This window comes from Thermostichus vulcanus str. 'Rupite', from assembly GCF_022848905.1.
GTDB classification, from domain to species: domain Bacteria; phylum Cyanobacteriota; class Cyanobacteriia; order Thermostichales; family Thermostichaceae; genus Thermostichus; species Thermostichus vulcanus_A.
In genome coordinates this window covers 1-12742 of record NZ_JAFIRA010000066.1, presented here as the reverse complement: position 1 = coordinate 12742, position 12742 = coordinate 1, and the positions used below count along the sequence as shown (strand labels likewise).

At 54.5% G+C, this 12742-nt stretch carries 14 protein-coding genes and 1 pseudogene; 11 read left to right on the top strand and 4 right to left on the bottom strand.

The genetic code is table 11. The annotated features are described in order from the left end of the window. The first annotated feature begins 382 nt into the window (after positions 1 to 382). Entirely contained in the window at positions 383 to 1090 is a 708-nt protein-coding gene (locus JX360_RS16270; RefSeq protein ID WP_244353045.1) for a hypothetical protein, read from the top strand. A 53-nt stretch (positions 1091 to 1143) separates the two neighbouring features. Then, on the top strand, positions 1144 to 2040 hold the full coding sequence (locus JX360_RS16265; protein ID WP_244353044.1) for a leucine-rich repeat domain-containing protein: 897 nt from the start codon (positions 1144 to 1146) through the stop codon (positions 2038 to 2040). A 20-nt stretch (positions 2041 to 2060) separates the two neighbouring features. Here JX360_RS16265 and JX360_RS16260 read toward each other — a convergent pair whose 3' ends face one another. After that, on the bottom strand, positions 2061 to 2462 hold the full coding sequence (locus JX360_RS16260; protein WP_244353043.1) for a hypothetical protein: 402 nt from the start codon (positions 2460 to 2462) through the stop codon (positions 2061 to 2063). 116 nt (positions 2463 to 2578) lie between these two features. Here JX360_RS16260 and JX360_RS16255 point away from each other — a divergent pair, with 116 nt between their 5' ends. The 3 genes from JX360_RS16255 to JX360_RS16245 all read left to right on the top strand — a co-directional run bounded on the left by JX360_RS16255 (position 2579) and on the right by JX360_RS16245 (position 4093). Continuing rightward, positions 2579 to 2941, top strand: coding sequence for a UPF0367 protein family (locus JX360_RS16255; RefSeq protein WP_244353042.1), 363 nt, complete (start codon positions 2579 to 2581; stop codon positions 2939 to 2941). 37 nt (positions 2942 to 2978) lie between these two features. Beyond that, on the top strand, positions 2979 to 3659 hold the full coding sequence (locus JX360_RS16250; protein WP_244353041.1) for an energy-coupling factor ABC transporter ATP-binding protein: 681 nt from the start codon (positions 2979 to 2981) through the stop codon (positions 3657 to 3659). Between the two features lie 221 nt (positions 3660 to 3880). Continuing rightward, positions 3881 to 4093 (top strand): Calvin cycle protein CP12, encoded by a 213-nt coding sequence (locus JX360_RS16245; protein WP_244353040.1) that lies wholly within the window; start codon positions 3881 to 3883, stop codon positions 4091 to 4093. A gap of 228 nt (positions 4094 to 4321) precedes the next feature. On the opposite strand, the gene JX360_RS16240 is transcribed toward JX360_RS16245, so the two are convergent. Continuing rightward, a complete protein-coding gene (locus tag JX360_RS16240) occupies positions 4322 to 5122 on the bottom strand; it encodes an FTR1 family iron permease (RefSeq protein WP_244353039.1) in 801 nt (266 codons plus the stop codon). Positions 5123 to 5195: 73 nt separating this feature from the next. Beyond that, positions 5196 to 5711, bottom strand: a complete 516-nt coding sequence (gene msrB, locus JX360_RS16235; RefSeq protein ID WP_244353038.1) for a peptide-methionine (R)-S-oxide reductase MsrB — start codon at positions 5709 to 5711, stop codon at positions 5196 to 5198. A gap of 231 nt (positions 5712 to 5942) precedes the next feature. On the opposite strand from msrB, the gene ndhN reads away from it, so the two are divergent. The 5 genes from ndhN to JX360_RS16210 all read left to right on the top strand — a co-directional run bounded on the left by ndhN (position 5943) and on the right by JX360_RS16210 (position 10673). Beyond that, positions 5943 to 6386: an NAD(P)H-quinone oxidoreductase subunit N gene (gene ndhN / locus JX360_RS16230; protein ID WP_244353037.1), complete on the top strand. Its 444-nt coding sequence runs from the start codon at positions 5943 to 5945 to the stop codon at positions 6384 to 6386. A 74-nt stretch (positions 6387 to 6460) separates the two neighbouring features. After that, positions 6461 to 7477, top strand: a complete 1017-nt coding sequence (locus JX360_RS16225; protein WP_244353035.1) for a Light dependent period protein LdpA domain-containing protein — start codon at positions 6461 to 6463, stop codon at positions 7475 to 7477. A 9-nt stretch (positions 7478 to 7486) separates the two neighbouring features. After that, a complete protein-coding gene (locus tag JX360_RS16220; RefSeq protein ID WP_244353033.1) occupies positions 7487 to 9304 on the top strand; it encodes a R3H domain-containing nucleic acid-binding protein in 1818 nt (605 codons plus the stop codon). Positions 9305 to 9416: 112 nt separating this feature from the next. Continuing rightward, on the top strand, positions 9417 to 9986 hold the full coding sequence (locus JX360_RS16215; protein WP_244353031.1) for a Uma2 family endonuclease: 570 nt from the start codon (positions 9417 to 9419) through the stop codon (positions 9984 to 9986). 252 nt (positions 9987 to 10238) lie between these two features. After that, entirely contained in the window at positions 10239 to 10673 is a 435-nt protein-coding gene (locus JX360_RS16210) for a QcrA and Rieske domain-containing protein (RefSeq protein WP_244353025.1), read from the top strand. A gap of 686 nt (positions 10674 to 11359) precedes the next feature. On the opposite strand, the gene JX360_RS16205 is transcribed toward JX360_RS16210, so the two are convergent. After that, a complete protein-coding gene (locus JX360_RS16205) occupies positions 11360 to 12088 on the bottom strand; it encodes a pentapeptide repeat-containing protein (RefSeq protein ID WP_244353023.1) in 729 nt (242 codons plus the stop codon). 260 nt (positions 12089 to 12348) lie between these two features. Here JX360_RS16205 and JX360_RS16200 point away from each other — a divergent pair. After that, positions 12349 to 12742, top strand: a pseudogene (locus JX360_RS16200) (glutathione synthase); the annotation flags it as partial.

Here is a 12742-nt window from a genome sequence, read left to right as displayed (position 1 = left end):
CCTGTAACCGCGATCCTGAACCAACCATGGCGTCTCGGAAGCAGCATGACCAGCGTACCTATCGAATCGAATTCAAAATACACACGTACTGCTATGTCACCGATTAGTTTTGTCAGTCAACCAGCCTAGAATCAGCAGATGAAGAAAGACTCTCCCTTAAGATTGTCTTTATGAATCAGCTCTGAGTCGGTTCTACTCCTATTTGACTCCTGATCCTAATGTTCCACTCAGTCCAGAAGATATTGACTTGGTCGAACGAGAATTGTGGGACTATCGTGAAGTCGCTGGTCAAAGTGGATATCCTATAGGGGGATGTAGTGTTCGAGTTTACAATCCCTTCTAGTTTGGATTCAGATAGGCCTCATTAAAATTAAGAGTAATTATGTCATCTGCTACTGTTCAGATTGCAGCCAACATGGCAGTCTGGGGACACTGGACAAGGATCTTGGCGCTAGCTGTCCATCAGCCTCAAGTACAGTTTGAAATCTACAACACTGTGATTCCCAGCCTTCCTTTACCCAAGTGGATTTCGAATGTTAAACGTGTTTACTCCTTACAAAAAGGAGTTCCCCTTGTTTGTGAACACGGGTTTGAATCTCTTAATCCCTATCAAGCATCAGATTTTCCCAAGATTCTCTGTGTGCGTAAAACCAGTAGAGAAAGCCTAGATCCAAATGTTTATACTCAGGTTATGACGGTTTCTGATCTTGACAAACCTGGAGACTTTTCGCCTGTTGTCTTAGAAACCCCCTTAGTTCATAAGCCTTTTCCTAATCATGTGTTGGTATGTAATGAGGCAAGCAATTTAGAGTATTTGAAGCGGCTTCATCCTGATTACGTCCATAAACTCGTTCACCCCATCACTTCAATGCGACAGCAAATTGCGCACTTGGTGGGCATTGGCAGCTATAACTTGTTTTGGGAATGTGCTTACTATGGGATCCCTTGTCAGCTTTATCCATCCGTTTGGCCCAATGATTCTATTTGGCGGATAGGGCAACTGGGAGAACGATCAATGCCAGGTCATTTTGAAAACGGTGCTCCGGTACTTTCCCAAGCTATTTGGGATTGGTGGCAAGAGGTTTTCTAGTCTAGGTAGGTAGGTGCTAGCCTGGCAGGGATCCGCTGGAGAGAGCAGGCCCGATGAGGTTACTGGGATGGGTTGGTCAGCCAGGCTTGTGGGCGATGGGCCTATTGGCTGGCTTTGCTTCGGTGGGGTGGGCAGCGGTAACCTTGCCAGCTCCCAATTGTGGGGATCGGGATCAGATCCTGCTGTTGCAAGCCCTAGAGCAGATGGGCCGCCCAGATGTCGTACTGGAGGAGGTCGCTCTGTTTGATCAGGGGCGCTGTTTGATCGGGCTGGTGTTGGATCGGCAAGGGCTGAGCGGATCCCTGCCCGGTCAGATCGGTCAATTCCGGCAGCTGCGCTCCCTTTCTCTCAGCCACAACCAGCTTTCTGGCCCAATTCCAGCGGAACTGGGGCAACTGAGCCAACTGCAACAGCTATTTTTGGACTACAACCAGTTTTCTGGGCCGATCCCACCCCAGTTGGGGCAACTGCACAATTTGCAGGGGCTGTTCCTGGATCACAACCAACTATCGGGAGGGATCCCGCCGGAATTGGGCCAGTTACGGCAGGTGGAAAACCTAATCCTCCGAAATAACCAACTTACCGGCAGTATTCCCGGCCAACTGGGTCAGATGATCCTGCTCAAGGGGCTGTTTTTGGATAACAACCAGCTCTCCGGCCCGATTCCAGCGGAGCTGGGGCAACTGTACAACCTCGAGAATTTATACCTATCGGGTAATAACCTGAGCGGATCTCTCCCCCCCGAACTGGCGAATCTGAAGCAATTGCGGGATCTACGCCTCGATCGCAACCAACTGACGGGAGAACTGCCAGCCTTTTTGGCGGAACTGCCCCGACTGGAACGGTTGCAAGTGCAGGAGAATCCAGGTCTGTGTTTGCCAACAGCTCTGTTGGGATGGTTTGGCGAGCTGAATGGTGAAGAACCCATCCCGACCCAAACTTGCTCTTAGCAACTCACTCTGCAAGCAACTCACTCTGTATAAGTGTAGGATCCCAGCTCGCAGAGGTTGAGTTCGTAGTCTTCGGCTTCCGCGCCATTCTCAAAAACGCCAAAGATGTCGTACTCACAGACGGTTTCCCCATCGGCAATGGTAACGGTGGCGCTAGATCCCGCCTCGATGGGGGTGACGATCAGGTTCTCCTCCCAGCTATCGGACTCGCTAGTGCTAATGTAAAACTCCACCAAAGCGCTAGAGGTCTCGTTGTACAGAGTGAACTGCAAATCTTGGGCCAAAACCGCAGAAGCTACCAGGGCGGACAAAGGAGCCAGCAGCAGGGAAACAGGCCGCACCATGTTCATGAGGGGAGAATCCTTTTGGGTATGAATGAAAATGGGTAGAGTCAATTTGTCCAGAGATTCAACCCCTTGCACAGGCACAATCCAACACGATCCAATTGGGATCACAAGGGCCAAACATTTGGAATTGTAAAAAATCTTACATTTGGAGGGTGCTGGTCGTCAAGAGCGCTCCCGATCCCTGGGGAGTCGTGAAATTAGCCCTGCCGGTACCTTGGCCCAACCTGCAATACTGGGATCAGCGTCCTTTTGATCTCTACGGCACACTACGCAAACGGTTAATCATGTACATCCTGGAATTGTTGTTGAAGGGGAATCCGGCGGCCATCGTCATTCATCAGAAAGAGGAGGAAGCGGCCAACCAGGCCTACCAAAGCGTGGTGAATGCCCTCAAAAAAGGATCCCCTGAGAGCCTGGAACTCACCTGCGACCGCACCGGCAAAAAGGTGTTCGTGCTCACCAGCGAATTGTGTGGTGTACAAATGACCTCCAAATCCGGTGGCGCTAGCCCGATGGGATCCCGTACGGGTTTTCTCGCCCAGGTGGGAAGCTGAGCATGGCTCTTGCCTGCTGTTGCTGTGAGGGATCCCGATGAGTAAGGTGGCGATTCGGGTAGAACATTTGACCTTTGCCTGGCCGGGGCGTCCGCCTGTCCTAAAGGAGTGCAGCTTTAGTATCCCAACCGGGGAATTGTGGATGTTGTTGGGGCCAAACGGCAGCGGCAAGTCCACTTTGCTACAACTGTTGTCCGGAGCCCTGACCTATCCCAAACCCCTTTCGGGCCACCTAGAGATCAACGGGCGACTGGGTTATGTTTTTCAAAACCCGGATCATCAACTGTTTATGCCCACCGTGGGGGCAGATGTTGCCTTTGGCTTGGGGGCAGAGCCCCTGACTTTGGTGGAGATCCGACAGCGGGTGGAAACCGCCCTGGGGCAGGTGGGGTTAAGTCATATGATCCGTCGACCCATCCACGGCCTGAGTGGCGGGCAGAAACAACGGGTGGCGGTGGCGGGGGCTTTGGCACGTCGTGCTCAAGTGCTGCTTCTGGATGAGCCGACAGCCTTGTTGGATCCCGATAGCCAAGCGGATCTGGTGCAGTGCATCCGACAACTGGTGGATCAAGAGGGGATCACTGCCCTTTGGGTCACCCATCGGCTGGCGGAACTGGAATGGGCAGACGGCGCGATCTTCTTGTCGGAAGGACAAGTCCGCCAACAGGGATCCGCCCAGATGGTTCGGCAGCAGATTGGACAACTGTTTGGGGCCTGAAGGATCCTAGGAGTGTGCGGAAGGATCCCAAAGAGATCCCAAAAGGGTGAGTACAGCCCCCCACCGCCATTGTTTAGAATAAAACTGTATCCAACTTATGAGATCGGTTGGCGCAAGGTGACTATCCTGGACTCATTCTCTTTCATTGATCCACACGAACCCTCGTTGACCGATCACACCAGCGGGCTACTGGCCCCACTTATCTAGAGGAGCTCAAGCATATGGGACTGTCTGATGTCATCGCCAAAGAACTGGAAAACGCTCGCAGCATCTGTTCCGAGTACGGCGAAGGGGATCCCCACTGCCGTGCTGCTTGGGATGCGGTAGAAGAGGTACTGGCGGCCCGCAGCCACCAACCTACCACCCTCAATAGCCTGGAACAGCACTGCGCCGAAAACCCAGATGCCATCGAGTGCCGGGTCTACGACAACTGATCCCTTTGGTGCTGCATTGACCCTCAGGCAATTGATCACGCAGATTAACTGCTGATTCTGATTGCACGCCATACCCTAAGGGCGATCTGGCCTTATTGCTGGCTCTGTGAGGACAATCCAATAATCTAAAGGCAATCTATTGTTGCTAGCCTGCTGGAGTCCCTCTGGCAGGTTTTGTTTTGGTTTGTTTTGGACGGAGCGCAACCCCCAAGAAGGATCCCGCGCCAGCTATTCAGCCGGCTCAGTCCGTAGCCGTTGCCACAGCCCTACAGTCAGAGCTACTCCCAACAGCAGCATCTGCGGTAGCAGCGTTTGCCAAGTGGGGTAAATGCCAAACCAGCGCAACTTCGGGATCCCGGCCAGAGGGGTCAGCGGTAGCCAGTCAGCCATTTGTAACGCATGCAGGCCACTGCCCAAAAACTTAAAGCCCAGGTAGAAGATCAACAGGCTTAAGCCCCGAAAAAACACCTTGATGGGCAACTTCTTGCCCACCTGCAACAGCAGCACCGCCACCACCGTCAGCGTCAGGGATCCCAGCCCTACCCCCGCCCAAAAATCTGCCGCTGATAGAGAAGGTGCCAAGCCCACATAAAGCAACACCGTCTCCGCCCCTTCCCGAAACACAGCTGTAAAGGCGAGGAAAGCCAAGGAAAAAACCTGACCCTTGGCCAACGCTACATCCGCCTGTTCCCGCACAAAGGTCTGCCAAGAGGCAATCGCTGCCTGACGATGCAACCCAAAGCTGACGAAAAACAGCAACCCAGCTGCCACCAGCCCGGTGATCCCCTCCAACACTTCCTGGCGAGTATGGGTGAGCAACTGCTGAAAAAACAGCTTCACCAGCAGACCCAGCAACACCGCTGCCAGCAAACCCACGGATCCCCCCAGCCACACCCAGGGCTTCTGCTCAGATTGGCCACTCTTACCCAAAAACGCCAACAAAGCCACCAGCACCAGCAGAGCTTCTAGGCCCTCCCGCAGCAGAATGGAAGCAGCATCCAAAGCTGTGTAATCGGAGTAGTCGGACATGGTCTCACCCCAGCAGGCGATTCCATCCTAGCTTTGGGGTAGGGGCAGCCGGAGCACTAGGTTCAGGAACGGGTTAGGCCGTAGCTGGAACAAACTTAAGGGCGGCAGAGTTCATGCAATAACGCAACCCAGTTGGCTGAGGCCCATCGCGGAACACATGCCCCAAATGCCCACCACAGTTGGAGCAATGCACCTCAGTGCGAGGCACAAACAGCTTCCAGTCGGTTTTGGTGCCTATAGCCTCAGGAGCAATTGGCTCCCAGAAACTGGGCCAGCCGGTGCCACTGTCGTACTTGGCTGCCGAAGAAAACAGCTCTTGCCCACAGCCGGCACAGACGTAGATCCCTGGCGCTTTGTTGTCGTGGTAGGCGTTGCGGAAAGGGGGTTCGGTGCCCTCTTGACGCAACACATAGAACTGTTCTTCCGTGAGCAATTCCCGCCACTCGGTTTCGGTCTTGCTGAAGGGATAGGTTTGCTGAGCCATCGCGTGTTGCTCTCCTGCCAGGCTAAGGGGCGCTGTGACGAGTCCAGCCAAAGTGCTCCGTACCGCTAACGCGGACGTGAGGGTGAACAGCTTACGTCGTCTCATGGGAGTTCATCCAATCGGAGCCAGGATTGGGGTGCTTCGTTCTGTTGGTATCTTAACCGTTCTTCGTAAACGCTGAAGAAAGGCAAGACTTCTCGCTGGGTTCTAGACAATTTATCCAATGGGTTCGACATCTGCCTTTACAATAAGCTCAGGATTGGGATCCATTGGGGCAGTTGTTGGGTTCCTCTCCCTCAGTGTAGGTTCCTCAGTACAGGTCGTGGAGTTATCCCTATGTTGCTGGTCGGCTCAGGCGAAAAATTTGTGCGGCAGCTGGAGCAATCCGGGGCCCTGGCCATTTTTGTAACCCCGGAAGGGGGATCCGAAGGCCACTATTTGCGGCGGCTGCGGGGGGCGGGCTATCAGGTGGTGACCCTCTCCAGCAAGGGCATCGGGGATCTGGCTGGTTATCTGACTCGCATCCATGGGGTGCGGCCCGCGATTCTGGGCAAGTCGGAACGGCGCACCTATTTCTTCCCGCCCTTGATTGAGCAGTATCGGGCCACCTTGCCCCCGAAAGCGAAGGGGTTGGTGTTCTGGTTTTATGAAGGGCACGTGCTCAGTCGGCAGGAGTTGTCTTACTTGGTGAAGCTGAGCCAGGAGGACAAGGGGGTGAAGTTTGTGGTGGAGTTGGGGCGAGATCAATCGATTCGTTGGCAACCTTTGCAGAGCGCCTGAAGAATTCTTTGCTACCATCTCAGGTAGATAGCCCGCGGCCCAGACAACCATCCCGCTAGTGGCTTCTTGTGCCCGTGACCTTGCCAAACGCCTCGCTGCAACAGGGTACCTGGTTCAAACTGATCTGTGGAGCAAGTTTCCATCACTTGCCCTCGGTTCGGGAGCTAGCCTTCCTCTATACGCTGGCCGGAGTAGATTGCATTGACTTGGCGGCGGATCCGGCGATTGTGCGAGCTGCCCAGCAGGGGATCCAGTGGGCCCAGGCAGAAGATCCACAAGTGGGATCCCCTTGGTTGATGGTTAGTGTCAACGATGGCGAGGATGTGCATTTTCGCAAGGCGGTGTTGACGGATCCCGTTTGTCCAGTCGATTGTCCGCAGCCCTGTGTGGCGGTTTGTCCTCCCCACGCCCTAGTTCCACTGGCCACTTCTGGAACCGTTCATCTTCAAACGGAACTGTGCTACGGCTGTGGGCGCTGTGAACCGGTTTGCCCTTACCACCGCATTGCCACCCCCAACCATCAGGTGCCTTTGCCCCAGGTACTGCCGTCACTGGTTGGTCTGGGCATTCAAGCAGTAGAAATTCATACCCGCATCGGTCGGCAAGCCCAGTTCGGACAACTGTGGGGATCCCTGCGGCCTTGGCTGCCGCATCTGGAGGCTCTATCCATCAGCTTTAACGATGGCCCTGGACTGGAGGCTTACCTACGGGATTTGCTGTCCCTAATGGATCCCCGGCCCAAGGTGTTGATTTGGCAGGTGGATGGTCGGCCCATGAGTGGGGATATTGGGTCGGGGTCGGGCACCAGTAAAGCCACCCTGAAGCTAGCCCACAAGGTGCTGAACATGGGTTTACCCGGTTATGTGCAGTTGGCAGGGGGAACCAATGCCCAAACGGTTCTGCTGTTGGATCCCCGTTGGCCAGTGGCGGGATTGGCGTTTGGGAGTTATGCACGGCAGTTGGTGGCCTCCTACTTGGAAGGGGGATTGGCTGCTGGGATCCCGCTGGCTAAAGAGCTGGTGGCCCAAGTTAAACAGCGACCGGTAACGGTTGTCCCAGGCTTGCAACAAACTTCTTTCTCCTACGTTTGATTATTGACTATGAATTTCCCCGTAGAATCCTCGACCTTGAACCCGCTGGTGGATCCCGACCGTACCGATTTTCCCGGCCAAGCCCACTACACCGATGATCTGAGCAAACTTCTGGACATTTTGCCCACCCCAATTCGGGAGCGACTGGAGCAACATCCGCAGTTGGATCGCTTGGTGGAGGTGGTGCTGGATTTGGGGCGGCGTCCAGAGGCCCGTTTCCCAGGCTCTGCGGATTATCTCTCAGAAGAGGTGATCACCCGTGCCGAGTTGGATCAAGTGATCAGTCGGGTGGGAGAGTTTAGTGGCGATAACCGCGCCGGTATTGCCTCCACCCTGCATCGCATCAGTGCCATCCGCAATCGCCAAGGGACAATCATTGGCCTCACCTGTCGGGTGGGTCGTTGCATTATTGGCGTGATTAGCATGATCCGTGACTTGGTGGAGCAGGGCCGTTCGATGCTCCTGTTGGGCCGACCGGGAGTTGGCAAAACCACGGCCCTGCGGGAAATTGCCCGGGTGCTGGCGGATGATCTGCACAAGCGGGTGGTGATCATCGATACCTCCAACGAGATTGCTGGAGATGGGGATGTTCCGCATCCAGGCATTGGCCGAGCCAGACGGATGCAGGTGGCCACCCCAGAACTGCAACACAAAGTGATGATCGAGGCGGTGGAAAACCACATGCCAGAAGTGGTGGTGATTGATGAAATTGGTACTGAATTGGAGGCGTTGGCTTCCCGTACCATCGCTGAGCGGGGGGTACAACTGGTGGCCACTGCCCACGGCAACCGCATCGACAATCTGATAAAAAACCCCACCTTATCGGATTTGGTGGGCGGGATCCAATCCGTCACCTTGGGAGATGATGAGGCGCGGCGACGGGGCAGCCAAAAGAGCGTCCTAGAGCGCAAAGCCCCTCCCACCTTTGATATTGCTGTGGAAATGCTAGAACGGGCCCGCTGGGTGGTGCACGAAGATGTCGCTGCCACCGTGGATCGCCTCCTGCGCAATCGAGAGCCCTTGATTCAAACCCGTAGCCTGGATGAGCAGGGGCAGGTGGTGATCGAACGTCCGGTCCTATCTGGCCCACAATGGCCGCCCGCCAGCAGCCCAATGCCTACAGCACGGGAACGGGGGGGATGGCGTCGCTCTGGGCGAATGGAAGCATTACCCCTAGAGTCTTTGGAAGGTCGCTTACGGCAGCGGGATCCTCGGGAAACCAACTTGGTTGTGGAAGCGGGATCCCGTTCTAGCCTTGGCTTAGAAGAAGAAGAGAGCTTGGACCTTGAGGGATCCCAGGGAGAAGACAAACCACGGGATGGTGATGGGCCGTTGATGATTTACCCCTACGGGGTAAGTCGCTTCCATCTGGAACAGGTGATCCAAACCTTAAAGTTGCAGGCGGAGGTTACCAAAGATTTGGATGGGGCGGATATCGTCTTAGCCTTGCGATCCCATGTGCGCAATCGTTCCAAGATCCAACAATTGGCCCAATCTCGCCAGATCCCGGTTCACACCGTCAAAGCCAATACCCTCATCGCCCTGGCCCGCGCTCTGCGCCACATTCTCAACATTGAAAGTGAGGACGGATCCGATTCGGAACTGGAACTGTTCATTCAAGCCAGTGCTGGAGACGAAACAGAAGCCTTGGAAGAAGCGCGTTTGGCTGTCGAACAAATCGTTATTCCCAAGTCCCAGCCGGTGGAATTGTTGCCCCGCTCTGCCCTGATCCGCAAGTTGCAGCACCAGTTGGTAGAGCACTATCACCTGCGGGCCCAGAGCTTTGGCGAAGAGCCCAACCGCCGTCTGCGTATTTATCCCAACTAGCCCAATTCAATCACTGGATTAGGGGGTTGGGATCCCTAAGCTAGGATCTTGCTGTGCAAGGTGCGGTTCGGGGCCATCGGCGTAGCACCCTCAATCCACTATGGGGATAGCCATGACAGCTACAGGAGTCCGCTGGACCACTCGGGATATCGAGGCTCTTCCAGAGAACGAGTGGATCCGCTATGAGATCATCGACGGAGAACTACTGGTGACTCGCTCTCCCCATCACAAACATCAGCACATTATTGGGTGTTTGTTCTCCGCACTGCATCGGTGGTCGCTAGAAACGGGATTGGGGGAACCCTCAATCATGCCAGGGATCCTTTTTTCTGACTCAGACAATGTCTCTCCCGATGTGATTTGGGTTAGTTATGAACATCTGCCCCAGATTCAAGATGAAGCAGGACATTTTTGTGGTGCCCCTGAGTTGGTGGCTGAAGTCCTCTTACCCGGAAGAGTCAACGAAGATCGAGACCGTTTGGCCAAACTGAAGCTCTATTCTGTGCGGGGGGTACAAGAGTACTGGATCGTGGATCGACTGGCCCAAAGAATTGAAATCTATCGCCGACAGCATGCCCAGTTGGTCTTGGTGGAAACTTTATTGGCTCCAGATCGGCTGTCCTCTCCCCTATTGCCGGGATTCACCTGTACAGTATCTGAGCTGTTTGTCTCTCGATTTTAGGGCGGCAGTAAAGCTGTTGGAGCTCAATAGCCCAGCGTGTATCATCCCACAGGCGACACCATTAAAACCAGGAGCCCTTCTGCTGCGTACTAGAGAAGAATGCGGTTTAGCCCTGGCATAGACCGTTTCGAAGTAACAAAATGTTAAAAAGTGTTAGGGCTGTTGCCGGGATCCCTTGCGGATTCGGGGCCTGATCACCTCTGGATAGACCTCCAGAATAGACATCCAAGACACATTTGAGGACACAAGGCTATGCAAAACAATCGTCGCGGTTTCCTACGATGGCTGGCTCTCGGGTTTGGTTCAGTGGCCGGGTTGCTGCCTGCATTTACCCAACGCCGTTCTGCCCGTGTCATTGCTCAAACTCCCGAAGCGGAATTCATCAAGGTGGCGACAGTAGAAGATTTGGCCGACGGCCCCTTCAAGGTGGAAAACGCCTTTGGGGACAACACCCCTACCCTGTGGTTGAGCGGGGATCCCGAGGATGAAGACTCATTACTGGCCTTGGATGCCGCCTGCCCCCATGCCGGTTGTGATGTGAACTGGCGCGGTGAAAATTATGTCTGTCCCTGTCATGGTTCTGCGTTCGCTGCCGATGGGAGCCGTACCCGTGGCCCCGCCAATGCCGACCTGACGAGCTATGAGGTCAAGATTGAAGATGGGGCAATTTTGGTGGCCAAAACGTGACATCCTCCCGACACTGACCGCTTAAGCGGTTATTGCTACGCAACGCTACACGAGCAGCGCGGACTTCTCTTCCGAGCCTGACTCGGTTGAGCGTTTTTGAGTGAGGCGTTGACCCTCTGGGTCGTGCGGAGCACGTTGCCCAACCCCACCATCAGATCAGTCCCAGTGGAGTTGTCCCAATTCGGCTCAATATCAATCACTTGCTCTGGAACAGACACATCTTCCAGAGTTAGAGTGATGTACCATCCATCAGCCTTTTGAGTGATGATGACAGCTCTGACAGCAAATCCATCAGGCAGCGGTCGCGCTAGTCACCTAGCACAAGGTCAATCCCTTTCGCGCCAGCGGTGCGGAGCACTCTAGCCCTTTTGAAATCGATGATGGAAACTACCATTGTTGTCGCAAATCCGGCGTTCACTTTTGAGGTGGCGCAGCCTGCCGTAGGCATTGTTGCTACGCAACGCTTTTTGGAAAGATGTGTTGTGGAATGAATCCATGCACCCTCACTCACGCGCCTCTCATCCCGACGCTATGCCTACGGCACAGGACGCGAACACCTAGAGCATAGGCCTCCCCGTTCAAGAGCTAACTTGGCCGCACAGACAAATCTTTAGAATCTTTAGTTAGAATTGCCTGGATTGGCCGGAAGGTTACAGAAGTCTAGAGAGAGGCTAGGTTAAGGCGCCTCAGAGGAGCCCAAAAAGCTTTTGGGATTTGGGTTGTAGCCCTGATAGCAGCGTATTGAGGGTATCCCGTTGGGTCAGCTCATTGGTGCCTGTTGCTCCTTCGATTAAGACCTTGCGCAGGTTATCTGAGAGTTTGGCATCGGTAAAGTCTGCGCCTGCAAAGCACGTTTGTTCAAATTGGGCATCTTGCAGGTTGGCGCCCACCAAAATGGCTTGTTCCAGATTGGCAAATTGTAACTGGCAGCTGACCAAGGCTGCTCCCGAAAGGTTGCTGCGAAACAGGTTGGCCTGGCGGAAGTCGCTGCTGAAAAAGTTCCCCTCCATCAAATTGGCTGCTACCAAGCTGGCACCTCGAAAGATGGCATGGCTGAAACGACCCGTCTGAAAGCTGCTTTTGTCTAGCTTGGCGGCGGTGAAGTTGCTGTAATCTCCCAAAGCTTGGCTGAAGCTGGATCCCCGTAGGTCTGATGCGGCAAAATTAGCCCGTTCCACATCGGCGCGGCGAAAATTACACAACCGCAGATCCGCCTGTTGCATGCTAATGGAGCGCAAATTGGCCCGTAGCAGGTTGGCTTTGGGCATCTGAATGCGGTCGAATAGGCCCCGCGAGAGATAGGCATTTTCCAGATTGGCACCCAGCAAAGAACGCCCCTCACGTAAGGCTGCTAGCAACTCTCGCGTGGTTTCGATGCGGATGGGAGCAGAAGGCTCGGGAGAGGAGGCAGTCACGGCCAAGGGATCCCTACAGGCAGGTTGGAAGAAGAGCCCATACAGGCTTTACAGTTGCAGAAGGATGTCCTGTCAGTAACTAAGCTAACGTTTGCTTTGGCTGGAGAGGTTAAGGGAACTTTAATAAAGGCGGTTTCGTATCCGCTAATCTTTGCCTCTCCTGTCCCGTTGGAGAAACCGGTAGTGGTAAAGAAAGGGTGGTTCAGCTCCGATCCCCTCCGATTTGTTGCATACTCAGGGCAGCCTTTCGTCAGTGATCCATGCAGGTAGCTTTCATTGTTGATCCCTTATCCCAATTACAGGTGGGCCATGATACCAGCGTTGCCTTGATGGAGGCGCTTCAGAACCGGGGACACCGCATCTTCTGCCTAGGCATTGGGGATCTGTACCTGGATCAGGGGGAAACCTGGGGAGCCGTTCAGGAAATTCAGTTGGATTTGGGGGCAGATCCCTGGTATGCGGTGAAGCAAGAGCAGCTCATGCCTTTGAGCCAAATGCAAGCAGTATGGATGCGCAAGGATCCGCCAGTGGATACCGCCTATCTCTACGCCACTTACCTTTTGGATCGCCTTTCTCCCAGCCAAACCCTGGTGCTCAATCATCCCGCCGGGATCCGCTCCGCCAACGAAAAGCTCTATGCCCTGCAATTTAAGG